At 68.1% G+C, this 23,839-nt stretch carries 20 protein-coding genes; 10 read left to right on the forward strand and 10 right to left on the reverse strand.

Annotated features, from left to right (window positions below; genetic code table 11):
* Nucleotides 1-4 precede the first annotated feature (4 nt).
* From EV650_RS11610 to EV650_RS11645, 8 genes are read right to left on the reverse strand one after another with little or no spacing between them, the layout of a single operon-like run.
* Nucleotides 5-907 (reverse strand): glycosyltransferase family 2 protein, encoded by a 903-nt coding sequence (locus EV650_RS11610; protein WP_134118134.1) that lies wholly within the window; start codon nt 905-907, stop codon nt 5-7.
* Entirely contained in the window at nt 904-2,175 is a 1,272-nt protein-coding gene (locus EV650_RS11615) for an MATE family efflux transporter (protein ID WP_134118136.1), read from the reverse strand. The genes EV650_RS11610 and EV650_RS11615 overlap by 4 nt, the downstream gene beginning before the upstream one ends.
* 7 nt (nt 2,176-2,182) lie before the next feature.
* A complete protein-coding gene (locus tag EV650_RS11620; protein WP_134118138.1) occupies nt 2,183-2,917 on the reverse strand; it encodes a class I SAM-dependent methyltransferase in 735 nt (244 codons plus the stop codon).
* A 19-nt stretch (nt 2,918-2,936) separates the two neighbouring features.
* Nucleotides 2,937-4,076: a class I SAM-dependent methyltransferase gene (locus EV650_RS11625; RefSeq protein ID WP_166678086.1), complete on the reverse strand. Its 1,140-nt coding sequence runs from the start codon at nt 4,074-4,076 to the stop codon at nt 2,937-2,939.
* A gap of 14 nt (nt 4,077-4,090) precedes the next feature.
* A complete protein-coding gene (locus tag EV650_RS11630) occupies nt 4,091-4,741 on the reverse strand; it encodes a PIG-L deacetylase family protein (protein WP_134118142.1) in 651 nt (216 codons plus the stop codon).
* On the reverse strand, nt 4,741-5,595 hold the full coding sequence (locus EV650_RS11635) for a sugar phosphate nucleotidyltransferase (RefSeq protein WP_202874465.1): 855 nt from the start codon (nt 5,593-5,595) through the stop codon (nt 4,741-4,743). Before EV650_RS11635 ends, EV650_RS11630 begins: the two co-directional genes overlap by 1 nt.
* Before the next feature lie 41 nt (nt 5,596-5,636).
* Nucleotides 5,637-6,860, reverse strand: a complete 1,224-nt coding sequence (locus tag EV650_RS11640) for a class I SAM-dependent methyltransferase (RefSeq protein WP_134120029.1) — start codon at nt 6,858-6,860, stop codon at nt 5,637-5,639.
* Nucleotides 6,860-7,921, reverse strand: coding sequence for an NAD-dependent epimerase/dehydratase family protein (locus EV650_RS11645; protein ID WP_134118145.1), 1,062 nt, complete (start codon nt 7,919-7,921; stop codon nt 6,860-6,862). Before EV650_RS11645 ends, EV650_RS11640 begins: the two co-directional genes overlap by 1 nt.
* Nucleotides 7,922-8,150: 229 nt before the next feature.
* Here EV650_RS11645 and EV650_RS11650 point away from each other — a divergent pair, with 229 nt between their 5' ends.
* Nucleotides 8,151-8,492 carry a helix-turn-helix domain-containing protein gene (locus tag EV650_RS11650; protein WP_134118147.1) on the forward strand — a complete coding sequence of 114 codons (342 nt, stop codon included), beginning with the start codon at nt 8,151-8,153 and terminating at the stop codon, nt 8,490-8,492.
* A 205-nt stretch (nt 8,493-8,697) separates the two neighbouring features.
* Here the strand turns inward: EV650_RS11650 and EV650_RS11655 are convergent, their stop codons facing one another.
* Together EV650_RS11655 and EV650_RS11660 are read right to left on the reverse strand one after the other, a co-directional pair.
* Nucleotides 8,698-9,366, reverse strand: coding sequence for a hypothetical protein (locus EV650_RS11655; RefSeq protein WP_134118149.1), 669 nt, complete (start codon nt 9,364-9,366; stop codon nt 8,698-8,700).
* Nucleotides 9,363-9,734, reverse strand: a complete 372-nt coding sequence (locus EV650_RS11660; RefSeq protein WP_134118151.1) for a hypothetical protein — start codon at nt 9,732-9,734, stop codon at nt 9,363-9,365. The genes EV650_RS11655 and EV650_RS11660 overlap by 4 nt, the downstream gene beginning before the upstream one ends.
* Before the next feature lie 152 nt (nt 9,735-9,886).
* Here EV650_RS11660 and EV650_RS11665 point away from each other — a divergent pair, with 152 nt between their 5' ends.
* The 9 genes from EV650_RS11665 (at nt 9,887) to EV650_RS11705 (ending at nt 23,834) form a co-directional block, all read left to right on the forward strand.
* On the forward strand, nt 9,887-11,209 hold the full coding sequence (locus tag EV650_RS11665; protein ID WP_166678087.1) for a UDP-glucose dehydrogenase family protein: 1,323 nt from the start codon (nt 9,887-9,889) through the stop codon (nt 11,207-11,209).
* Nucleotides 11,206-12,450, forward strand: a complete 1,245-nt coding sequence (locus EV650_RS11670) for a glycosyltransferase family 4 protein (protein WP_202874467.1) — start codon at nt 11,206-11,208, stop codon at nt 12,448-12,450. Before EV650_RS11665 ends, EV650_RS11670 begins: the two co-directional genes overlap by 4 nt.
* Before the next feature lies 1 nt (nt 12,451).
* The gene (gene asnB, locus EV650_RS11675) at nt 12,452-14,365 is read left to right on the forward strand and encodes an asparagine synthase (glutamine-hydrolyzing) (protein ID WP_134118155.1); all 1,914 of its coding nucleotides are present in this window, start codon (nt 12,452-12,454) and stop codon (nt 14,363-14,365) included.
* Nucleotides 14,366-14,396: 31 nt separating this feature from the next.
* Nucleotides 14,397-16,541: a bi-domain-containing oxidoreductase gene (locus tag EV650_RS11680; protein WP_134118158.1), complete on the forward strand. Its 2,145-nt coding sequence runs from the start codon at nt 14,397-14,399 to the stop codon at nt 16,539-16,541.
* Complete coding sequence (locus EV650_RS11685; protein ID WP_202874469.1) at nt 16,538-18,463, forward strand: heparinase II/III family protein; 1,926 nt, start codon at nt 16,538-16,540, stop codon at nt 18,461-18,463. The genes EV650_RS11680 and EV650_RS11685 overlap by 4 nt, the downstream gene beginning before the upstream one ends.
* A 79-nt stretch (nt 18,464-18,542) precedes the next feature.
* On the forward strand, nt 18,543-19,757 hold the full coding sequence (locus tag EV650_RS11690; RefSeq protein ID WP_134118160.1) for a Wzz/FepE/Etk N-terminal domain-containing protein: 1,215 nt from the start codon (nt 18,543-18,545) through the stop codon (nt 19,755-19,757).
* Nucleotides 19,754-21,391 (forward strand): YveK family protein, encoded by a 1,638-nt coding sequence (locus EV650_RS11695; RefSeq protein WP_134118162.1) that lies wholly within the window; start codon nt 19,754-19,756, stop codon nt 21,389-21,391. The genes EV650_RS11690 and EV650_RS11695 overlap by 4 nt, the downstream gene beginning before the upstream one ends.
* The gene (locus tag EV650_RS11700) at nt 21,388-22,635 is read left to right on the forward strand and encodes an O-antigen ligase family protein (RefSeq protein ID WP_134118164.1); all 1,248 of its coding nucleotides are present in this window, start codon (nt 21,388-21,390) and stop codon (nt 22,633-22,635) included. The genes EV650_RS11695 and EV650_RS11700 overlap by 4 nt, the downstream gene beginning before the upstream one ends.
* Complete coding sequence (locus EV650_RS11705) at nt 22,632-23,834, forward strand: glycosyltransferase (RefSeq protein ID WP_134118166.1); 1,203 nt, start codon at nt 22,632-22,634, stop codon at nt 23,832-23,834. The genes EV650_RS11700 and EV650_RS11705 overlap by 4 nt, the downstream gene beginning before the upstream one ends.
* The last annotated feature ends 5 nt before the right edge of the window (nt 23,835-23,839 follow it).

Below are 23,839 nucleotides of genomic sequence, written 5' to 3' on the forward strand. Positions count from 1 at the left end.
CTCCTCATCTCTGCGAGCCCTGCTGCGGCACGGTGTCCTCGATCCGGGCGGTCGATCGGTGCACCGCGCGGTTGGCCAGCCAACGAGTCAGGTGGGCGTAGCACTCCCGCCGGTCGGCCGATGACAGCGGCGCACGGCGGATGCCGCCGACGAAACCTTTGACGTACTCCGCGACCAGCCGGACGGTCGGGTTGAGCAGACGGCTCGCCCGCCGCGGCTCCATGTTGGCCGACCGGGCCCGGATCGTCGGCGTGGCCCGCTCGGCCCGGTCCGCGTGATCGCGGCGGAAGAACAGCTGCTCTGGCACCTGGCCGAACCGTCCGTAGAGCGCGAGCTCGGCCATGATCGTCCGGTCGGAGTGGTGGTAGCTGCCGTTGAGCGGCGTACGGCGAAGGATGTCTGAGCGCATCACACCGTAGAAGTCGTCACCACCGACGTCGAAGAGCAGGCTGCGGAACCGGTCCGGTGCGTGCGGATTGGCTGTGTCCAGTGGGTACTCGACTTCCAGCACGATCTCGCCGGCGGCGTCGATGATCGCCTCATACGCGTGCGCGAGAACCAGGTACGGGTCGTCGTCGAGCGCTTCGATGCAGCGCTTCAACAGGTCCTTGCCGTACAGGTCGTCGTACGACGCCCACTTGAACAGCTCGCTGTGCGACTGCTCGAAGACGTAGTTGTGATTCGGCGTGGCGCCGATGTTGACCGGCTGCCGGAGGTAGCTCAGCCGCGAGTCCTTGGCCAGGTACTGCCGGCAGATCTCCTCCGTGCTGTCAGTCGAGGCGTTGTCGGAGATGATCAGGTCGAACTCGCCGTACGACTGGCCCAGCAGCGCATCGAGGGAGTCGGCGAGATACTTCTCGCCGTTGTAGACCGGCAGCCCGACAGTCAGCCGCGGTACGGCGTTCATGTGCTTCTCACCTCGGGCCGGACCGGCTCGGAATCCACCGCGGACTCGAGCTGCTTGCGCTCCCGGATGCCGACCCGCAGCGTAAGCCACCAGACGAACGTCGCCGAGAACGTCGCGCACGCGGCCCCCCAGGCCGAACCGCGCGCACCGTCGAGTGCGCCACCGACCACGCCGCCGACCAGGTAGAAGGCGGAGGCACAGAGCTGCGCCTTCAGGCTGCGGCGGGCGATACCGAGTGCGCGCAGGCCGGCCGCGGCCCCGGTGTTGAAGCCCGCGCTGGCCACCGACAAAGTTGCCGGCAGCACCAATACCGACGCCGGCAGCCAGACCTCGCCGAGGAGCGCGTGACCCCACGAGTCCGGCAGCGCGAAGATCAGGAGCAGACCCCAGGCCAACGCGGCCACCGCCTGCGCGCCGCCGAGCAGCAGGCAGAACACCGGCAGTGCCCGGACCGAACGACGCAGTACCCGAGCTGCCTCCGGCACCGCGACCAGGCCGATGCCGGAGAGCACGATGAAGAACGGTCCCAGCAGCATCTCCGCGCCGCGCACCGTACCCACGGCCGCGACGCCGGCAAACGCACCCAGGCCGTACATGCGGAGCTGGTACGCGCCGCTGAGCGTGACGTTCTCGGTCAGGTAGCGAAGGCTGAGATCCCGGTGCTCGGACAGCCAGCGGCGGGCCAGTGCCGGTCGCGGCAGGATGCCTGCCTGCAGCCCGCTCACGAGCGCCGCGAAGATCCCGGCCGCACCCCAGGCCAGCACGAACCTGGTCACAGTTGCGTGCTGCGAAGCCAGGTACAGCAGCGGGATCAGCCCGAGCGCCCAGGTGATGTCACTGAGGAAAGCCTTGCCGCCCTGTCCGGACGCGAAGAAGGCGAACCGCCAGCTGTCCTGCAGCATCAGGCCGGGCAACACGATGCCCAGGGCAATGAATGCCTGGCCGGCGTGCCCGCCGAGCAGCAGCCCGACCGTCGCGCAGACCGCGCCGAGGCCGAGACCGACCACGATCGCCATCCCGGACGACTTCGCGACCGCTGTCCGCCACACCGACCTGTCCAGGCCGCTGAACCGGACCGCCAACGGATCGGTGGCCAGGCCGCGAGAGATGTTCAGCACCACGCCGTACGTCACCCAGGCCAGGCTGAACGCGCCGAACTGCAGCGCGCCCAGCTGCCGGGCGACGACGATGCCCACCAGGAAGCTGACCAGGCTGGTGACAGCCTGGTCGGCGAGTCCCCAGGTGAGGCGGCGTAGAACAGCTGTCATGGTTGGCTCACAGACCGCTTCGCTGCACGGCCGGCAGGTCCTGGAGGCGCCAGAGTCCGAGCCGGTTCGGGTCGACCTCGCCGCCGTCGGGGAAGTGCTCGATCGGCTCGGGGAAGTTGAACGGCGGGAGCAGCATGTTCAGCTGCCGCCAGTTCCGGCCGGTGAACTGGTTGTGGTTGCGCTCGACGTTCGGGTAGTCGTTGATCACCAGCCACTCCGCGCCGGTGGCCCGGAAGTTCGCCAGGATGTCGGCGGCGTCCTGGAAGGAGACATGCACGAGGCAGTCCCGGCACAGGACCAGGTCGACGTTCGGCAGCTTGTCCTTGGTCAGGTCGCGGACGGCGAACTCGCGCTGCTCGTCGCCGTACTCCTGCCGGTTCTTCTCGATCACGCTCGCGACGATGTCGACACCGTGGTACTTCTGCACCGGAAGCTCGATGTGGCGCATCCAGTTCAGGTCACCGCACGGCGCGTCGAGCATCGACGTGACGCCGAGCCGGGTCAGGATCTCCGGCAGGCGTTCGCGGATGTCGACGGTTGCGCGCAGCTCCGACCCGGTGCCGGACCCGGACTCCTCGCTGTCCCACCCCGAGGTCTCGTAGACCTGGGTGAACAGCGCCTCTCGCGAGGTCACCTTCCACCGCAGGTTGTGGACCGCTTTCATCCGAGCGGCCGGCCCACGAAGTACGCGCTTGACCATATCCAGCCCTGAGTTGCGAAGGCTGCCTCCAGCAGATGTCATTCTGGTTCCTCTCCCCGCTTCAGCTGTCGTGTTGACGTCGAGTTCCTAGCTCGTGGGGCTCCGGCAGCGGGACCAGGTAGGTGGCGCCCCAGCCGCCGTCGGCTTCGAGTTGCGCGACGATCTCGTCGGCGATGTCCCAGGTGAGTACGAGGACGACGTCCGGCCGCGCGGCCTTCAGCTCCTCGATCGGCCGGATCGGCACCATGCCGGCACCGGGGATCCGGCGTCCGTGCTTACCGGGTGCGAGATCGACGGTGAACGGCAGCAGGTCCGTCGTCACGTCGCTCAGGTCCAGCAGCACCGGCGCCTTGGACGGAGCGCCGTACCCGATGACCGTGCGACCGGCGGCCTTGTGGCGGCTCAGCTCTTCGTGCAGCGCGCCGGCCGCATGCCGCGCGGCCTCCTGCAGGCTGCCGAGCTGAACCTCGTCCGCGATCCCGGCCGCTTCCTCGTCCTCCAGCACCACGTCGACCGACGCGTCCGGCTTGGCGTCCGCGGTGTGCCGCAGCATCACCATCAGGCTGCCGCCGAACATGTCGACCTGCTTCACCGACTCGACGGTCAGACCGTGCAGCGCGGCGACGTTCCGCAGCGCACGCAGCGAGACGTACGCCCAGTGGCCGTGCCGGATCGTGTCGAACTGGTTGCCGATGAACAACGGCAGCAGGTGGTGGAACTCCATCACCAGCAGGCCGCCCGGCGCGAGCCGTTCCGCCCGCAGCTCCAGCGAATCCCCGTACTGCGGCTCGTGCACGATGCCGTGTACGTCGACCACCAGGTCGGCCGTCTCGCCATCGCCGGCCAGCTTGCAGCCCGCGACGTACAGGTGGTCGAGCCAGGACCCGCCATGCGGACTGCCGAACTCGAACACCGTCCCGCTGCTCAGTTCCGGGTGATCGCTGAGGATCTCCTTGACTCCGGCCTCGGCATGCGCGCGGCTGGTCGCGGACTCGACGGCCAACGGCTCCTCGGCCATCTGCGCCTCGACCGGACCGAGCTGCACCAGCGTGCACTCCCGGCACAGCCAGAGCGCGAGCGGCCAGCGCGGATCGGGTCCGGGGCTGTCGGCCGGCGGGAAGTGGTCGGCACACGGCTGGTCGCCGAGGTCCACCACCGGTACGACGTTCTCCGCCGCGCATCCACGACACCTGAAGCTCACTGCATCCCCCTCGGTCACCATGTCAGCGTGGCCTTGCCTGTCGTGAAGGCTTCGGCGTACTTCGCCCGGCACTCCATCCCGCGGAGCCGGGCCAGCCCGGCGAAGACCTCTTCGTCGAACCAGTCGTGCGGAACCTGGGACGGATAGGCCTTGTGCAGCAGCGCGACCTTGTCCCGCATCTGCTCCTCGGACAGTTCGACGTACAGCCACGGCCGGCCGATGTCGCCGTCCCACTTGGGGATCTCGTAGTGCAGCACCAGGTGGCTGCGCCACACCGTCGGCGCCAGTTCGGCGATCAGCCGGTGGTCCTGGTGCGCGTCGTTCTTGCTCGGGGCAAGCACCAGGTCGGGGCGGCGGCTGCTCCGAGCCGTTGCCTCGAGCAACTCCTTGGTCTCGTTCCAGTACGACGGCAGCCGGCCGTCGGGCAGCTCGGCACAGGTGACCGTCACCTCGCACTCGGGCAGGAACAGTTCCGCCGCGCGGCGGGCCTCCTCGAGGCGGAGCGGCGTACCGGTCGCGATCACGAACTCGGCGGTCAGCTCCGGCACCGACTCGGCCAGCTTCAGCAGCGTGCCGCCGCAGCCGATCTCGATGTCGTCCGGATGGGCGCCGAGGGCAACCAGATGGACCGGCCCGTCGATCAGGCCGAGCTGGAACGGAAGCATCAGATCGCCACCACCACGGGCGCCTCGGCCAGCTGCTCGACCGACTTGTCCACGACCTGCGAATGGTGTTCGCGGGCCTCGTGCGACCACAGCGCCCACGGCTTCTTGCCGGACCGGTAGAGCTCCTCGAGCTGGCTGCGCTCCTTGAGGGTGTCCATCGGCGCCCAGAACCCGTGGTGCGGGATCGCCTCCAGCCGGCGCATCGCCGACAGCCGCGGGAACGCGTCGCCGACCAGGTCCTCGCCCTCGTGCAGGACGTCGAAGATCTCCTTCTTCAGGACGAAGTACCCGCCGTTGATCCAGACGTTCAGGTCGGTGGCCGACCGCAGCCCGGTGACCCGGGCGTCGGGGCCGAACTCGACCACGTGGAAGGACGCCTGCGGCGGCACCGCGAGCAGGCTGGCGGTGATGTCGCTGGTCAGCACGTGATCGACGATCTTGTCCATCGGCGCGTCGGTCAGCACGTCGCCGTAGTTGGCCAGGAACGCGTCGTCGTCCTCCAGGTACGGCCGGACCCGGCGCAGCCGCTCACCGATGCTGGTGTCCATGCCGGTGTCGACGAAGGTGATCTTCCACTCGCTGATGTCGGAGTCGAGCAGCTCGATCTGCTGCCCGCCCTTCGACATCACGAAGTCGTTCGAGACCGTCTCCTCGTAGCGCAGGAAGTACTCCTTGACCGCGGCTCCCCCGAACCCCAGGCAGAGGATGAACTCGGTGTGGCCGAAGTGCGCGTAGTACCGCATGATGTGCCACAGGACCGGCCGGTCGCCGATCGTCATCATCGGTTTCGGTAAGGAGTCCATGCCGCTGCGCATCCGCAGCCCGAGCCCCCCACAGAAGATCACGACCTTCATCTGACTTTCCTTCCCCCCACGCCTTTTTAGATCAAGCCTGTTCAGATCACTTCGAGTCGCGGGATGGGTACGACGAACTTCGCGCCCCACTCCCGTGCGTAGCCGAGCTGGTGGACGATCTCCGCACGCAGGTTCCACGGCAGGATCACGATGTAGTCGGGGCGCGTCTCGGCCAGGCGCTCCGGGGCGAAGATCGGGATGTGGGTTCCCGGCAGGAACATCCCGTGCTTGTGCGGGCTGCGGTCGACCGTGTACGGCAGCAGGTCCTCGCGGATGCCGCAGTGGTTGAGCAGCGTGTTGCCCTTACCGGGTGCGCCGTACCCCGCGACCGTCTTGCCGGCCCGGGCGGCCTGCACCAGGAAGGTGACCAGGTCGGCCTTGATCGCGAACACGTCCTTGGCGAAGCCTTCGTGGCCCTCGACCGTGTGCAGGCCGGCGTCTTCCTCGTCCTTCAGGACCTTCACGACCAGCTCGGTCGGCTCGCCCGCGGTCTCGATCGGCGTCGAGAACAGTCGCAGTGACCCGCCGTGGCTGGCCAGCTCCTCGACGTCGACGACCTTCAGGCCGGCCTTCTCCAGCGCCAGCGCGGCGGTCTTGAGGGTCAGGTACTGGTAGTGCTCGTGGTAGATCGTGTCGTACTGACGCCGCTCGATCAGCCGCAGCAGGTGCGGGAACTCCAGCGACACCAGGCCGTCGTCCTTCACCAGCGCCCGCAGGCCCTTGGCGAAGTCGACGATGTCCGGGACGTGCGCGAACACGTTGTTGCCGACGACAAGGTCAGCCTGGCCGTGCCGGGCCGCCGCGTCCTTGCCGGTCTCCTCGCCGAGGAAGTAGCTCTCGGTCCGGATGCCGTTCTCGTTCGCGATCTTGGCGATGTTCGCGGCCGGCTCGATGCCGAGCACCGGGATGCCGAGGGCGGTCGCGTGCTGCAGCAGGTAGCCGTCGTTGCTGGCGGCCTCGACGATCAGGCTGTCCGCGCCGAGGTCGAGGCGCTCCTGCATGTCGACGACGAACCGGCGAGCGTGCTCCACCCAGCTGGTCGAGTACGACGAGAAGTACAGGTAGTCGCTGAACACGTCGTCGGCGGCGACGTACGCCGGGAGCTGGACCAGCAGGCAGTTGTCGCAGATCCGGACGTGCAGCGGGTAGAACGTCTCACCGCTGTCGAGCTGGTCGGCCCGCAGGTAGCTCTCGCACGGCGGCGACATGCCGAGGTCGACAAACGTGCGCGTCAGCTCCGCGCCGCAGATCCGGCAGCTGTTCATCACTGCATCTCCTTCGGTCCTGGGAACTGCGCGTCGGTCTGCCGGCGCAGCTGGTCGTCGACCAGGCCCGCGCCGAGCAGTTGCTGGATCCGGCGCAGCCGGACGAACTGGGCCGAGTTGAAGTCGTCGAGGGTGAGTCCGTGCCGCTGGTAGGCGCCGTACAGCTCGTCGACGCCCTTGCGGACCGTCCACTGCAGCTGCAGGTCCGGGAACGTCTCGTTGAGCTTGCTGAAATCGACCTTGTAGTTGCGCAGGTCGGGGCCGGCGCCGTCGGCGATCGACAGGGTCGACCCCGGCACGGCCTCACGGACCATCTCGGCGATGTCGCGGACCTGGACCACGTCCTCGGACCGGCCGACGTTGAACGCCTCGTCGTGGATGATCTCGCGGGGCGACTCGAGCACCTTCAGGAACGCCCGGCTGATGTCCTCGATGTGGACCAGCGGGCGCCACGGCGTACCGTCGCTCTCCAGCCGGACCTGGCCCGACGTCAGCGCGATCGCGGTCAGGTTGTTGACGACGATGTCGAGCCGCAGCCGGGTCGAGGCGCCGTAGGCGGTCGCGTTCCGCAGGTACGTCGGGCTGAAGGTGTCGTCGGCGAGCTTGGAGAGCTCCTGCTCGGCGATCGCCTTCGTCTCGCCATACGGCGTGACCGGGAACATCTCGGCGTCCTCGGTGACCGCCTCCGACCCCGCGGCGCCGTACAGGCTGCAGGAGGACGCGAACAGGAACCGCTCGATGCCGGCGTCCTTGGCGGCGCGCGCAACGTTCAGCGTCCCGTCGAGGTTGACCGAATACGTGGCGTCACGGTTGAGATGCCCGAGCGGGTCGTTCGACAAGGCGGCCAGACAGACCACCGCGTCGTACCCCGCGAGCTCCCCCGCCGTGACGTCCCGCATGTCGCGCGGCACCCGGTCCCCGATCGGATCCGGCCCGCCCAGCAGGTCGCACCCCTCGTACAGCCCGGTGTCCAGCCCGTCCACCTGATGCCCGGCGGCACGCAGGAACGGCACCATCACGGCCCCGATGTACCCGCGATCCCCGGTGACCAGAACCCTCATCCGTTTCCCCTCACCCCAGCAGTCCCCTGTCGCCCAATAAAGAACCACCGGACAAGCGCCTGATACATCGTTCTCGAATTCACCGGAGTCTGGTGGTGCCCAGTTGCCGTATGTCGTCTGCGACATACTGGGCGGACCGTACGCACGCCCCTGCTACTGAAGGTGTTCCGGAAGACGCGAATGCGGGAAGAGGCAGAGGTCAAGCGGACCCGAGAGGAGAGATCGAGTAATGCGCCACAGCCGTTGGAAGTCCGTGCGTGAGCGGAAGCTCGGCACAGACGCGATCGAGCCTGAGGACGTCGTACAGGCGCGTCGTGAGATCCGCCTTTCGATGGCCCTGGCTCGAGCTGTGTACGAACGGCGTGTCGAGCTCGGCCTCACCCAGACCCAGCTTGCCGAGCGTGCCGGCCTGACGCAGGCGAAGGTCTCCCGGATCGAAGGTTCGGACACCGTCCCCACCCTGCCGTTGCTCTCGAAGCTCGCGCACGCCTTGGACGCTTCGCTGAACATCGCACTCGACGACGACGAGACTCACGTCTCCTTCACCCCACACAAAACCGACGCCGCCTGAGGAGTACGTCGGGGGCTCAGCGGCGTCAGCGCTTCTCCGGTCCGTCGTCCTTCGGCAGGAGGTTCGGGGCTTTCGGCCCACTGGCCGAAAGCAGGATGACGCCCTCGGGCCGGGGCTGGTCGCCGGCGAAGAACACCTGCTCGGTCGAACCGTTGCGATACCGCTCCAGTAGATCGCCCAGGAGCCGTCCCCCGGATCCGCCCGGTCAGCGTTCCTTCGATTGGGATGTCCCCGGGCCGGGTGGTCGGTTGGCGTTCGCCTGCGGCGCAGCGGCCGGCTTCGGCGCGGTCCCGGCCGGCGGGCTGTCGCGGAGGATCTGCGCCTGCCTCAGCAGGTCACCGGGCACCGGAATCCGATGCGGCGTCGTCTGCACGCCCTCCCGCTGCGGCCCGATATCCGGACGCCCTCCGCCGGTCACCCCTTGCAGTTCCTGCGACGGCATACCCACCGTGCGTCCCAACCGCTTCCCTGCGATGTCCGCCGGATCGTTCGACCGATGCGCGAAGGCGATCGGCTGCCGGTAGGCCTGAGCGTTCGGATCCTGTACGACCCGATCACCCTGGATCACCGGCAGCGGAGCGAACTCCCGGTAGACCAACCGGTGCGACGGCCCTCGCTCGAACCCACCTGGAGTGAACTCCCGATCCACGGGAACCTTCAGCTCCGCGCAGTCGCGCAGGTCGTACGACCGCGGCCCGTAGCCGAGCTGCTTGCCCTGGTACTCGCCCTCACGCTCCTCGCGCAACGCCTTCAACGCAGTCATCGCTGCCTGGAACTCACGGCCGGAAGGGCTGTTCCGGTCCTGCTTCCACGCCGCGTGCAGCCGGTCCATGTCCCGGCTGAAATCAGGATGATGGATCAGGTGGTAGTTCATGGCGTCCGGTCACCGTTGGCGCTACCACCGTCCTTCGGCCTCAACTCGTCACTGTCGGGGTCGAGGCCGTACCTGTCCATCATCTCTTCGTACGTCTCCCCCTGCGACGGATCGTGGTTGGCGATGCGCTGCCGGACCAGGTCCTCCCGGCGCCGGTCGTCCTCCGCGTCTTCCTTGAGAGTTTCGTACTCGGCCCACTGTTCGAACGAGATGACGACGCCTTCGGGGCGGGGCTGGTCGCCGAAGAAGACGGGTTCGGTGGCGCCGCCGCGGTACAGCTCGAGGATGCGGCCAAGGCTCTGTCCCACGGTCGTGGTGTCGATGACCCGGACCCGGTCGCCGTTCGGGAGGTCGTAGGAGGCTTCCATGGTTACTCCGATGGATGGGGGGTCGGACACGTTCCGTGACTCAGGATACTTTCCGCCAATTTCTGGCGCTGATGTATCAGCGCACCAGGCACGGTGCTCTCAATGGCGCTGCGGACGTGGGGATGCCGCGTCATGAGCCTGTGGGGGGCGTTATGAAGGTTGCCGTATTCGGCTTGGGATACGTGGGGTCGGTCACGGCTGCTTGTCTGGCTGCGGCTGGGCATGACGTCTGGGGGGTGGATGTCGACACTGCGAAGGTCGACCCGATCACCCAGGGACACAGTCCGGTGGTCGAGCCTGGTCTGGACGAGCTGGTCGCCGCGGGTGCGACGTCGGGGCGGTTGCACGCGACCACCGACCCGCGGGTCGCGCTGGAGCGTGCCGATGTCTCACTGATCTGTGTCGGTACGCCGTCCACTGCGGCCGGCAGTACCGATCTCACCTACATCAAGCGCGCTGTCCGCGACATCGCGGAGGCCGCGCAGACCGTCGTACGGCCGGCGTCGGGCTTCCACAGCATCGTCGTCCGCAGCACGGTCCCGCCGGGGACTGTGGACGAGGTGGTCGAGAAGGTGCTGGCCGACGTACCGCCGCCGGAGGGTCTGACCTTCGGTACGGCGATGTGCCCGGAGTTCCTGCGGGAGGGATCGGGGCTCGCGGACTTCTACGCGCCGCCGTTCGTCGTCGTCGGAACCCGCAACCCGAAGGTCGGTACCGCTCTGACCGATCTGTTCTCGTTCCTGGACAACACCGTCGAGATCGTCGACGTCCGGACGGCGGAGGCGCTCAAGTACGCCTGCAACGCGTTCCACGCCACCAAGGTCTCGTTCGCGAACGAGATGGGCCGGATCTTCCGGCACTTCGACGTGGACTCGCGCGAGGTGATGAAGATCTTCGTCCAGGACACCAGCCTGAACATCTCGCCGTACTACCTGAAGCCCGGCTTCGCCTTCGGCGGCTCCTGCCTCCCGAAGGACCTGCGCTCCGTCCTGCACCTGGCCCGGATGAACGACACCGAACTGCCGCTGCTGGCCGGCGCGCTGGCCACCAACGAGCGGAGTGTCCGCGACGTCGTCGACCGCGTCATCGCCGGTCCCGGCCGCGAGATCGCACTGCTCGGCCTGAGCTTCAAGCACGCCACCGACGATCTCCGCGAGAGCCCGAACGTCGAGCTCGCCGAGCGGCTGATCGGCAAGGGCTACAACCTGCGCATCTACGACGCGATCGTGAACCCGAGCCGCCTGGTCGGCGCGAACCTGCGACACGTCACCTCGAAGCTGCCGCACCTGCAGCGCGTACTCACCGACGACGCGAACGCGGCGCTCGACGGCGCCGACCTGGCCATCGTTTCGGCCACGGACAGCGCCGCGATCAGCGCGCTGCTGAAGACGCCGCCGGCGAGAACCATCGACCTCAGCGGTCGACTCGGCGCGGATGTCGAGGCGCTGGCCGGATACGAAGGAGTGGGCTGGTGAGCGGTCCGCGCGTCCTGATCATCATCCAGAACCTCTGGGTGCCGTTCGACCGCCGGGTCTGGCTGGAGTGCAAGGCCCTAGTGGCGTCCGGGTACGACGTCACCGTCGTCTGCCCGAAGGGTCCCGGCGATCCGGCGTACCAGGTGATCGACGGCGTGACCGTGCACCAGTACAAGGCGTACGCCCCGGGCGGCAGCAAGCTCGGGTTCGTCACCGAGTACGCGTACTCGTTCCTGCTGACGCTCCGCCTGGTCTTCCGGGCGCGGAAGGCCGGCAAGTTCGACGTACTGCAGGCCTGCAACCCGCCGGACATCTTCTGGCCGATCGCGATGCTGCTGCGCCGCCTGGACGGAACGAAGTTCGTCTTCGACCACCACGACCTGTGCCCGGAGCTGTTCCAGTCCCGCTTCGGCGGTACGACGAGTCTCCCGTACAAGGGACTCCGGTTCCTCGAGCGGATGACGCACCGCACGGCCGACCACGTGACCTCGACCAATGACTCGTACCGCCGGATCGCGATCACCCGCAGCGGCAAGGCGAACCACGACGTGACCGTGGTCCGCACCGGGCCGGACCCGGACAAGCTCCAGCGCGACCCGTCTGTCGTCGACGAGTCGCTCCGCCGCGGTCACCGCTACCTGGTCACCTACATCGGCGTGATGGGCCCGCAGGACGGCGTCGACATCGTCGTCCGCGCGGCCGACCACATCGTCAACAAGCTCGGCCGGACCGACATCGCGTTCACGCTGATGGGCGGCGGTGACTCGTTCGACGAGGTCGTCGCGCTGCGGCACGACCTCGGTCTCGACGAGTACATCGAGTTCACCGGCCGGGTGCCGGACGAGACGGTGCGCGCGGTGATGTCGACGGCGGACATCGGCCTGTCCCCCGACCCGAAGAATCCGCTGAACGACGTCTCCACGATGAACAAGACGATGGAGTACATGGCCTTCGAGCTCCCGGTCGTCGCCTTCGACCTGGTCGAGACCAAGGTCTCCGCCGCGGACGCCGCGGTGTACGTCGAGCCGAACGACGTGGCGCAGTACGGCGAGGCGATCGTCGAGCTGCTCGACGACGAGGTACGTCGTCGCCGGATGGGCAAACTCGGCCGGGAACGGGTCGAGCAGGTCCTCGCCTGGAAACACCAGCAGACCGCATACCTCGAGGTGTACGACCAGCTCACCGGGCACGTCAGCCACCTCGCCGACGTCAGCCACATCAAGAACGCGACGGGTTCCTGAAGTGTGCGGCATCGCCGGCTGCTACCAGCAGCACGACGGACGCGCCCTCGCGCAGACCATGAGCGACCGGATCGCCCACCGCGGTCCTGACGCCGACCGGATCTACAGCTACGAAGACGGTGACGTGCACGCGCACCTCGCGCACCGCCGGCTCTCGATCATCGATCTGTCGTCGGAGGCCGACCAGCCGCTGAGCAAGCGCGGTCTGACGATCTGCTACAACGGCGAGCTCTACAACTACAAGGAACTGCGCGCCGAGCTGTCCAAGGCCGGCGTCGGATTCCGGACCAACGGCGACACAGAGGTGGTGCTGGAGGCTTGGCGCCGCTGGGGTCCGGACGCACTCAAGCGGTTCCGCGGCATGTTCGCGTTCGCGATGCTGGACGAGGAAAGCGGCAGCATGTACCTCGCCCGCGACCCGCTCGGGATCAAGCCGCTGTACTTCCTCCGCCGTCAGGGCGGCGTGATCTTCGCGTCCGAGCTGAAGGCGCTCGTCTCGGCGGTCGGGTCCGAGCTGCGCACCGAGCCCGGTGCCTTGATCGCGTCGATGCTCTACTACTGGTTGCCAGAGCAGCGCTGCGCGATCGACGGGGTCGAGAAGCTTCCGCCGGGTTCGTGGGCGGAGTTCCGGCCCGACGGCGGCAGCCGGCACGAGATGTACTGGCGGGTGACCGACGTCGCGACCGAGGCCGCGGCCGGCCCACCCGCCGACCTGCGCCAGGTGATCGAGGAGTCGGTCGCGGCGCACATGGTCGCCGACGTACCGGTGTCCACCTTCCTCAGTGGTGGACTCGACTCGAGCCTGGTCACGGTGCTCGCGAAGCAGATGGATCCGAGCGTCGACTCGTACACGATCACCTTCCGGTCGCAGGACCAGAAGCTCGAGGCGATGCCGGACGACGCGATCTACGCCCGCAAGGTGGCGCAGCAGTTCGGCATCGACCTGCACGAGATCGAGATCGCTCCCGATGTGGTCGAGTTGCTTCCGCGGATCGTCGACATTCTGGACGAGCCGATCGGCGACCCGGCCGCGATCAACACACTGCTGATGTGCGACACCGCCCGCGACGCCGGCGTGAAGGTCCTGCTGTCCGGGATGGGCGCCGACGAGTTGTTCGGCGGTTACCGCAAACACCTCGCGTGCGTGATGGGAGCGCAGTACCAGAAGCTTCCCGGCGTACTACGGAACGGGCTGATCGGACCCACCGTCCGGCGCCTGCCGGTCACGGTGAACGGTCGCGGCCTGCGATACGCGCGCTGGGCGAAGCGATTCGAGACGTTCGCGAACTTGTCCGAGGAGACCGCGTTCCGGCGTAGCTACACGATGTACGACGGGGACCAGCTGGCCGGCCTGATCAACCCGGACCTGGACCCGTACGTCGGCAAGCTGCTCGCCGAGCACAGCGACATCTACCACGACACGACCCTCGACGACCACGTGAACCGGATGTGCCTGGCCGACTCGCGGATGTTCCTGCCCGGGCTGAACCTGGCCTACACCGACCGGTCCAGCATGGCCGCGTCGACCGAGGTACGGACGCCGTTCGTCGACCCGATCGTGGCGCGAGCCGCGTTCTCGATCCCGGGCAGCGACAAGATCCACCGCCGGGTCAGCAAGCTGGCGCTGAAGAAGGCGGCCGAGGCGTGGCTGCCGAAGGAGATCATCTACCGGCCGAAGGCGTCGTTCAGCGCACCGCTACGGGCGTGGATCCGGAACGACCTGCGCGAACTGGTGGACGACGTGCTGCTGCGCGGTGAGCTGGTCGGAAGCGGGTTCTTGCGGCAGGACGCCGTACAGAAGCTGGTTGACGACGAGCGGGCCGGGCGCGAGGACTACTCGAAGCAGATCTGGCAGCTCCTGACCTTGGAGACCTGGACCCGGAACATGCGGTCCCTGGGCGTGACCATCAGCTGACACCGAAGACTCTTCTCTCTGAAGGACTGGCATGAAACAGGTTGCACAGAACTACAAGTCCGGCGAGCTGGCGGTTCTCGACGTACCGGCGCCCGGCTGTGCGCCGGGTGGCGTCCTGGTCCGTTCGCTCTATTCGCTGATCTCCACCGGGACCGAGCTGATGAAGGTCGGCGAGGCCAAGCTGTCCCTGGTCGGCAAGGCCAAGGCCCGGCCGGACCAGGTGCGGAAGGTGCTGGACTCCGTTGCCCAGCAGGGCGCGCTCAACACCTACAAGAAGGTGATGAACAAGCTCGACTCGTACACGCCGCTCGGTTACTCGCTCTGTGGTGTGGTGGTCGAGGTCGGCGCGGGTGCTGAGGAGTTCAGTGTCGGGCAGCTGGTCGCTGCCGCGGGCAACGAGTTCGCGCTGCATGCGGAGTACAACTGGGTGCCGCTGAACCTGTGCGTGCCGGTACCGGATGGCGTGCCGGCTGAGCAGGCCGCGTTCTCCACCGTTGGTGCGATCGCGATGCAGGGCGTTCGGCAGGCCGAGGTGCAGCTGGGCGAGACGGCGGTCGTGATCGGGCTCGGCCTGGTCGGTCAGCTCGTGGTGCGGTTGCTGGTTGCGGCCGGGGTACGGGTCTTCGGGATCGACATGGTCGCGGACCGGTGCCGGATGGCGGAGAAGGCCGGCGCTCTGGCCTGCTCGTCCGCCGACGAGGCCGGGATCGCGTCGCTGGAGCGGTCGTTGCTGGAGGCATCGAATGGCCTCGGAGCCGACCGGATCCTGCTGGCCGCGGGCGGTCACTCGAACGGTCCGGTCGAGACCGCTGCCCGTCTGGCCCGCGACCGGGCCCGGGTGGTCGACATCGGCAAGACCAGGCTCGACCTGCCCTGGAACGCGTACTACGACAAGGAGCTCGACGTCCGCTTCTCGCGTTCGTACGGCCCTGGTCGGTACGACGACCGCTACGAGCTCGAGGGCATCGACTACCCGGCCGGGTACGTCCGCTGGACCGAGCGCCGCAACCTCGAGTGCTTCATCGACCTGATCGCCCGCGAGCAGATCGACGTGGGTTCCTTGATCGCCGGTCAGTTCCCGATCGCGGACGCGACCAACGTCTACCAGCAGCTCAGCAGTGGTGCGCTTCCGGGCGTTGGGTTCCTGTTCGAGTACCCGGATGTTCCTCGCGAGGAGAAGCCTGCTCCGAGGGTCGCAAGTCCGGCGACCGCCACCACTGGTTCGGTGCGTCTCGGGTTTGTTGGTGCGGGCAACTACGCGTCGAGCATGCTGCTGCCGCACTTGCAGAAGAACGAGAGCGTCGTACTGGCGCAGGTCGCGACGAACAAGTCGTTGTCGGCGGCAAACGCCCAGCGCAGGTTCGGTTTCGAGACGGTGTCGACGAACTCGCAGGACGTGCTCTCCGACCAGTCTCTTGACGCCCTGTTCGTGGTGACCCGGCACAGTTCGCACGCGGACCTTGCCTGCCGGGCGCTGGAGACCGGGAAGGCGGTCTTCGTCGAGAAGCCGCTGGCGTTGACCGACGAGGAGCTGGACCGGATCGTCGCCACGGCTGATGCCACCGGCAACGATCGCCTGATGGTCGGGTTCAACCGGCGGTTCGCACCGCTGCTCACCGATTTGAAGAGCCGTTTCGGCGACCCGGGCGGCGCCTCTTCGCTGCGCTACCTGGTGAACGCGGGCAAGCTCGACTCCACCAGCTGGTACCTCGACGCCGGCAAGGAAGGCAGCCGGTTCGCCGGTGAGGGCGGCCACTTCATCGACACCCTCGGCTGGTGGCTGAACAGCCTCCCCACCGAGGTGTACGCCGTACCTGGGCCTGACGCCGGCGATGTCGTCGTCACGCTGCGGTTCGCCAACGGCTCGGTCGGCACGATCAGCTATGTCGGTGGCGGCAACTCGCGCTTCCCGAAGGAGACGCTCGACATCACCGGCGGCGGCCGCAACGGCCGGCTGGACAACTTCCAGAGCGCGTCGGTGTGGAGCGGCCGCAAGCCGTCCACCCGCAAGACCCGCAGCACCGACAAGGGTCAGCGGATCGAACTCGAGGCCTTCGTCGCCGCGGTCAAGTCCGGCGGCCCGATGCCCATCCCGTTCGACTCACTGATCGCCACCACCCGCGCCACCATTGCCGTCGACCGCAGCCTGGCCAGCGGTAAGCCGGAGAAAGTGTGAGCCGCCAGCCCTTGGGCTGGTACGTCCGCCGCCTCCGCCGGATGTCCCCCACCGAACTCATCTGGCGGGCTCGCGATGCCGGACGCCGTTCTGCCTGGGCCTACCAACAGGTCAGGCCCGGGCAGGACGCAGATCTCGATCTCCCCCTGCGCAGCGAACCCAACTTCGCCACCACCCTGTCGCCGCACACCGCTTGCGCGGTGTCCAACGACGCCCGCAAGGCGGTCATCGAGACCGCCGACGCGATCATGGCCGGCAATCTCGAAGTACTCGGTATCGACCGGACCGACCTGGAGAAGCCGGACTGGTTCCGCGACCCGGTCACCGGCCGGCGTTCGGACCCGGCGCAGTACGTCTTCAAGCTGAACCACCGCAACGAAGAGGCGGTCGGCAACATCAAGCAGGTGTGGGAGCTGTCCCGCCACCACCACCTGACCCAGCTGGCCGCAGCCTGGTACCTGACCCACGACGACCGGTACGCCGAACGGGTTGCCGACCACCTCAACGACTGGTGGCGGACGAACCCGTTCCTGTCCGGGGTGCACTGGGCCAGCGGTATCGAGGTCGGCATCCGCCTGATCAGCTGGACCTGGATCCGCCGCCTGCTGAACGACTGGCCGGAGATCACCGACCTGTTCGAGCACAACGAGCTGGCCCTCCAGCAGATCTACTGGCACCAGCGCTACCTGGCCGCGTTCCAGAGCCACGGGTCGTCGGCGAACAACCACGTGATCGCCGAGGCCGCCGGGCAGCTCATCGGTGCCTGCGCGTTCCCCTGGTTCACGAAGAGCGCCCGCTGGCGCGAGGACGCAGCAGCCCTGCTGGAGAAGGAACTCGAGGCCAACACGTTCCCCTCCGGCGTGAACCGCGAGCTGGCCACCGACTACCACCGCTTCGTCTCCGAGCTCGGCCTGTACGCCGCTCTGGAAGCTGACAGCGCCGGTCATCCGCTCAACCCACGCACTTGGGCTCTGCTCACTCGCACCGTCGACGTCGCCGCAGCCATCGTCGATTCGACGCTCCGGCCACCGCGCCAGGGTGACGACGACGAAGGCATGGTGCTCGTCCTCGACCCACCGGACGCCAGCAACTGGGCCGCTTTCCTGTCCCTCGGCGCCGCCGTCGTCGGTCCGGCGCCCTGGTGGCCGGACAGCCCGCCCACTGCGACCTCACTCATCGTCGGCTCACTGGTCACCAGCAAGCAACCAGACCGCCCGACCGAACGACCGGACCATTTCGAGGACGCAGGGCTACTCATCCTGCGCGACCAAGAGATCTGGTGCCGCTCCGACGCCGGCCCGCACGGCTTCCTGTCGATCGCAGCCCACGCCCACTCCGACGCGCTCTCCCTCGAGGTCCGCGTCGACGGCGTCGACATCCTCGCCGACCCCGGCACGTACTGCTACCACGGTGAAGAGGAGTGGCGGGACTACTTCCGCTCCACGATCGCCCACAACACAGTCGAAGTCGCCCGCACCGAGCAGTCCACCTGGGGCGGTCCGTTCCTCTGGCTGCGCGGCGCGACGAGCAAGGTTCTCCACTACGCTCCCGACGCTTGGGAGGCCGAGCACGACGGGTACTCCCCTGTCACGCACCGGCGTACGGCGGCACTCGACTCCGGCGTACTGCGGGTTGAGGATCGGCTCGACGCAACGTCCGACGTACGCATCGCCTGGCATCTGGGGCCAGAGGTCTCTGTCGAGCTGGACGGGTCGACCGGACGGCTGGACTGGGCCACCGGCTCTGCCGTCGTCGAACTGCCGGCCGGACTGACCTGGACAACGCACCGCGGTGGCGACAATCCGTTGCTGGGCTGGTACTCACCGCGATTCGGCCACAAGGTCCCGTCGACCACTCTGATCGGTACCGGAACGCTCGCTCCGGACCAGTCTGCTGTGAGCACCTTCCGATTCCGGTCTTGACCGCCATTCGGCTGTATCAGCCTCCGCCCGCCGCCCTCTATTAACAAGACAATTCAGTGGCGTTCGACTGGAGGGGACTGTGAGCGCACAGCAGCTCGACGTCAAGAAGTCCTGGCGGGCAATCCGCAGACATCGATGGATCGTGGCGGCCGTGGCGGCGGTCGGGCTGATCGGCGGAGTCGCGGCCGGGTTCCTGGTGCCGCCCCTCCACACCGCCACCTCGCTGGTGGTGCTGCCGCCGGCGCCGACGACCGACGCGGAGAAGGCCGCCGGTACGCAGAGCACCGACACGCAGGTGTACATCGCGGAGAGCGAGCCGGTGCTGAAGAGCGCCGGGCAGAACCTGAACCCGCCGCTGTCGACCGACGTCGTCCGCAGCCGGGTCAAGGTCACCGCCGTCACCGACGACGTCATCAAGATCGACGCCAAGGGAACGACGGCCGGCCAGTCGATGGCACTGGCGAACGCTGTTGCCGGGGTTTATCTGGTCTTCGTCACCACGGACCAGAACCTGCCCGGCGATCTGGGGAAAAAAACGGGGGCACGGGTGCTGGAGCAGGCGACAACCGCACGTGGTGGAAACATGCCGATTCACCTCGGCATCTACGGACTGCTCGGCGCCCTGATCGGCGCGGTGGCCGGATCGATCGGCGTACTGGCCAAGGAACGTGGCGATCGGCGGCTTCGGCTGCGGGACGAGATCGCGGACGCGGTCGGACTTCCGGTGCTCGCGTCGGTCTCGTCGTACCAGGCGAACGACGTGTCGGACTGGGCTTATCTGCTGGAGCATTACTCGCCGACAGCTGTCGAGGCGTGGGGCCTGCGTAAAACCCTGCACCACCTCGGCCTGGACGTGAAAGGCCAGGGCCCGGTCTCGCTGGCTGTCATCTCGTTCGCCGGCGACGACAAGGCGCTGCCACTCGGTCCGCAGCTGGCCGCACTCGCGACCTCAATCGGCATCACGACCTCGATCGTGGTCGACTCGCACCAGGAACCCTCCGGTGACACCACGCTGAACATCCACCTGATCGTCGTCGACCGGGAAGAGCCGATCGTGGTCGGCTCCGAGTCGACCAGCAACACGATCGTGGCGCTGTCGGCCGGCACCGTGACGGCCGAGGAACTCGCCCGGCTCGCGGTCGCGGCCGCCGCCGACGACCGCACCATCGACGGCATCGTCGTCACCGATCCGGACCCGACGGATCGCACCATCGGGCGCGTCTCCCAGTCGATGCGCCGGTCCAGCTCGCGGCTGCCCACTCTCCTGAGCGGCACCGCGAGGAGGACCAAATGAGCAACCAGCCGTACACCGAGCCAGTGGTGAGCGAGCCGGCCTGGGCCGACGACGACGGGATGTTCGACGACCAGCCGACGAACGCGCACCCGCCGGAGGCACTGGTCACACTGCGCTTCCTCCGCGACGCCATCCGCCGGCACCTGCGGATCTGGGTCGTGGTCGCGCTGGTCGGCTTCCTCGGCGGGCTCGCGTCCACCTTCGTGATCGCGGCTCCGGACCTGTCGTCGACCCGGCTGCTGATCACCCACCGCGACGGTGAGGACCCGGCCAAGGCGATGGCCACGGACGCCACGCTGGCGACCACGCACACCGTGGCGCAGCGCGTGATCGACCTGCTCAAGCTGCAGATCAGCCAGGACGACCTGCTCAAGGAGTACACCGTCGTCCCCAAGACCGACCGGATCCTCGAGATCACCGCGGCGGGAAAGACCAGCGACGACGCGACCAAGCTGGCCACGGTCATCGCGCAGGTCTTCCTGATCTACCGCAAGGAGCAGATCGCCTTGCAGGACGCACCGCTGCAACGCGACCTGACCACGGCGCAGAACAACCTGGCCGTCGCCGAGCAAGCGGTCCGGGCCACTGGTGACGACCCGACGGCGAGCGAACTGAAGCACCCGAACAGCCCGGAGGGCGTCCGGCTCGGCGCCGCCCGGGACCAGGTCGTCTACGTCCGGCAGCAGCTGCTCGACTCGAGTGTCGAGGCGTTGCGGATGAACAGCAGCCGGATGCTCGACGTGGCCGCGCCGGTGCCGGTCTCGGCGAAGCGCACCCTGGCGATCAACGCCGGCACCGGCCTGATCGCAGGGCTGTTCATCGGCCTCGCGTTCGTCATCGTGCGGGCGCTGATCTCCGACCGGCTGTGGAAGCGCCAGGACATCGCTCTGGTGCTGGGTTCCCGGATCCGGCTGAGCAGCCCGCGTCCCTCGCGTTGGCAGATGCTGCCGCGTCCGCGCTACCTGCGCGCCTCGCAGCGGCGGCAGCCGGAGGTGCGGCTGATGACGCAGCACCTGGACCAGCGGATCTTCTGGGGTGAGCACCCGACGCCGGCGATGACGGTGGTCAGCGTCGACGACGTCAACACCTGTTCGCTCGTGGTGGCTTCACTGGCGATGGCACTGGCCGAGGACGGCAGGCACGTCCTGGTCGCCGACCTGACCGAGTCCGGCCGGCTCGCGACCATGCTCGGGGTCACGACTCCCGGCACGCACGAGTCCCGGTTCAGCCAGCCCGGCCAGCGCGTCGACGTGCACCGCCCCGACCAGACCGGCGGCCCGGGGCAGGGTTGCTACCTGCACCTGAGCGACAACAACCGGCCGGCCACCTCCGGCGACATCGCGCTCGACTCGGCCTGGGAGGTCGCCGACGTCGTACTCAGCCTCAGCACCTTGAAGCCGGAGCTCGGCGCCGATCACCTGGCCACCTGGGCGTCGCACGCCGCCGTCGTGGTCACCGCGGGGCAGTCGACCACCACCAAGATCCAGGCCACCGGCGAGATGCTGCGGCTGGCCGGACTGGACATCGACACCGCCGTGGTCCTCCGCCCGGACCGCACCGACGAAGGCATCGGCATCTCCGAGACCGAGGCTGGTCGGCCATTGACCGTGGACGTCGAGATGTTCCGCCGATGACGACGATCACCACCCGCCTCGGTAGCCAGCTGACCACCCGGCTCAGCCACCGCCCCACCCGGCGCGTCGTCGCGCCGGAGGTACGGCGACGTCGACGGGTGCAGATGGCCTGGGCGCTGCTGGTGCTGAACGTGATGACGTTCTTCCCGGGCGCGCCGCACATCCTGCCCATTCCGGGATCGCTCGGCAAGCTGATCGCGCAGGGGGCGCTGATCGGTGCGCTGGTGATGGCGTTGTCGGTGAACCGGCCGGTCCGGATCCGGCCGAGCGTCTTCGTCTTCCTGGTGATGCTGCTGGCCGCGGAAGGGCTGCTGGCCAGTGTCCGGGCGGAGTTCCTGTTTGGTGCGCTGTTCAGGGCCGGACGGCTGTGCGGATTCGCTCTGGTGCTGTGGTTGCTGACGCCGTGGTGGCCGCGGCGCGACCTGCTGCTGCTGCGGACGCACCTCATGGTTCTGTGGGCGATCGTCGCCTCGGTGGTCCTCGGTCTGCTCGTCGCGCCAGGCCTCGCGATGACCGAGAACCGGCTCGCCGGCGTCCTCTGGCCGATCCCGCCCACCCAGGTCGGGCACTACACCGCGGTGGCCGCCGGCCTGTCGGTCGTGCTCTGGATGTCCGGCCACCTCCGCCGCGGGATCGCCTTCACCAGCGTGGCCGTGTGCATCCCGGTCCTGCTGCTGACGCACACCCGCACCGCACTGCTCGCACTAGTGGTCGGCCTGCTGATCGCTGGGCTGAGCCTGTTCACCGGGCGGTCAAGGGTCCGCAAGGCGTTCGCCATCGGCATCGTCGTCTTCTCGGTCGGAGCACTCACCCTCAGCTCGGTGGTGACGACCTGGCTCGCCCGCGGCCAGGACGCCCAGGAGCTCGGCGCACTGACCGGGCGCAAGCTCGTCTGGGACGCGATCCTGGCCCAACCGCGGACCACCTTCGAGACCCTGTTCGGCTTCGGGCTGTCCAACAAATCCTTCAACGGCCTGCCGATCGACAGCAACTGGCTCGGCACGTACTACGACGTCGGGCTGGTCGGGATCGCGATCACGATCATGCTCGTGCTGTTCGTCCTGATCGCGGCCTGGTTCCGGCCGCAGGGTCCGCACCGGGCCATCGCCCTGTTCCTGGTGGCGTACTGCGTGGTCGCCTCGTTCACCGAGAGCGGGCTGAGCGAGGCGTCGTCGTACCTGCTCGACCTGACGCTGGCGGCGTCACTCGTCTACAACACGTCGACCCGTGAGGGACCGCGATGAAGATTCTGCTGGTACACAACAGATATCGGTCGACCGCACCCAGCGGTGAGAACCGGGTGGTCGATCAGGAGAGCGAGGCGCTGGCCGCGCTCGGCCACGACGTCCGGCACTTCGAGCGGCACAGCGACGACATCGAGAACTGGCCGACGTGGCAGAAGGCGACGCTGCCCGGCCGGGTCGTCTGGAACCCGTCGACCCGGCGCGACCTGGCGGCGACACTGGCCGCGGACCGGCCAGACGTCGTCCACATCCACAACACGTTCCCGCTGCTCAGCCCGTCCGTGCTGTACGCGTGCCGCGCGGCCGGCGTGCCGGCGGTGATCACGCTGCACAACTACAAGCTGCTGTGCGCCAGCGGCGACTTCTTCCGCGACGGGCAGGTCTGCCACGACTGCGCCGGGGGCAACCCGACAGCCGCAGTCGTCCACCGCTGCTACCGGGGATCCGCGCTGGCGACGTCGACGACGGTACTCAACGCACGGGCCCATCGACGGACTTGGCGCCGCCTGGTTTCGGCGTACATCTTCATCTCCGAGTCACAGCGCCGGCTGCTGGCCGCGATGGACTTCGATCCGGACCGGACGTTCGTGAAGCCCAACGTCGTTCCGTACGACGGTCCGGTCGCCGGGCCACGGGACCGGCAGGTGGCGTACGTCGGCCGCCTCGACGCGGCCAAGGGCGCTCCCCTGCTGATGAAGGGCTGGGACGCCTACCGCGCGGTCGCCGGCGACGACGCGCTCCGGCTGGTGATCGCCGGCGGCGGCCCAATGCTGGACGAGGTGACCGCCTGGGCGGCCACCCGCCCGTCCGTCGAGCTCCGCGGGCTGATGGACAAGCATCAGGTGTTCGAGCTGATCAGCCTGTCCCGCGGAGTCGTACTGCCCTCGGAGTGGGAAGAAACGTTCGGCCTGGTGGTGATCGAGGCGATGGCGGTCGGCGTGCCCCCGCTGGCCTCGGGCCACGGGTCGTTCCCGGAACTGATCACCGACGGCGTCGACGGCGCCCTGTTCGAGCCGGGTCGCCCGGACGCGCTCGCCAAGCTGCTGCTCGACGTGGATGCGTCCCCGGCCCGGTACGACGAGCTCGGCCGGCAGGCACGGACGACGTACGAGACGAAACACCAGCCGCGGCAGAGCATCGAACAGCTGCTCGAGATCTACCGGTACGCGATCGAACACCCCGTTACCGCCCATCGTTGAGTTCG

This window comes from Kribbella kalugense (genome assembly GCF_004365875.1).
GTDB classification, from domain to species: domain Bacteria; phylum Actinomycetota; class Actinomycetes; order Propionibacteriales; family Kribbellaceae; genus Kribbella; species Kribbella kalugense.

Bases quoted from the DNA above. Each gene is read 5' to 3' on its own strand.
- EV650_RS11610 (WP_134118134.1), bottom strand. From the start codon at position 907: ATGAACGCCGTACCGCGGCTGACTGTCGGGCTGCCGGTCTACAACGGC.
- EV650_RS11620 (WP_134118138.1), bottom strand. From the start codon at position 2,917: ATGACATCTGCTGGAGGCAGCCTTCGCAACTCAGGGCTGGATATGGTC.
- EV650_RS11615 (WP_134118136.1), bottom strand. From the start codon at position 2,175: ATGACAGCTGTTCTACGCCGCCTCACCTGGGGACTCGCCGACCAGGCT.
- EV650_RS11665 (WP_166678087.1), top strand. From the start codon at position 9,887: ATGAAGGTTGCCGTATTCGGCTTGGGATACGTGGGGTCGGTCACGGCT.
- EV650_RS11630 (WP_134118142.1), bottom strand. From the start codon at position 4,741: ATGCTTCCGTTCCAGCTCGGCCTGATCGACGGGCCGGTCCATCTGGTT.
- EV650_RS11695 (WP_134118162.1), top strand. From the start codon at position 19,754: ATGAGCAACCAGCCGTACACCGAGCCAGTGGTGAGCGAGCCGGCCTGG.
- EV650_RS11680 (WP_134118158.1), top strand. From the start codon at position 14,397: ATGAAACAGGTTGCACAGAACTACAAGTCCGGCGAGCTGGCGGTTCTC.
- EV650_RS11645 (WP_134118145.1), bottom strand. From the start codon at position 7,921: ATGAGGGTTCTGGTCACCGGGGATCGCGGGTACATCGGGGCCGTGATG.
- EV650_RS11705 (WP_134118166.1), top strand. From the start codon at position 22,632: ATGAAGATTCTGCTGGTACACAACAGATATCGGTCGACCGCACCCAGC.
- EV650_RS11655 (WP_134118149.1), bottom strand. From the start codon at position 9,366: ATGAACTACCACCTGATCCATCATCCTGATTTCAGCCGGGACATGGAC.
- EV650_RS11660 (WP_134118151.1), bottom strand. From the start codon at position 9,734: ATGGAAGCCTCCTACGACCTCCCGAACGGCGACCGGGTCCGGGTCATC.
- EV650_RS11635 (WP_202874465.1), bottom strand. From the start codon at position 5,595: ATGAAGGTCGTGATCTTCTGTGGGGGGCTCGGGCTGCGGATGCGCAGC.
- EV650_RS11640 (WP_134120029.1), bottom strand. From the start codon at position 6,860: ATGAACAGCTGCCGGATCTGCGGCGCGGAGCTGACGCGCACGTTTGTC.
- EV650_RS11700 (WP_134118164.1), top strand. From the start codon at position 21,388: ATGACGACGATCACCACCCGCCTCGGTAGCCAGCTGACCACCCGGCTC.
- EV650_RS11650 (WP_134118147.1), top strand. From the start codon at position 8,151: ATGCGCCACAGCCGTTGGAAGTCCGTGCGTGAGCGGAAGCTCGGCACA.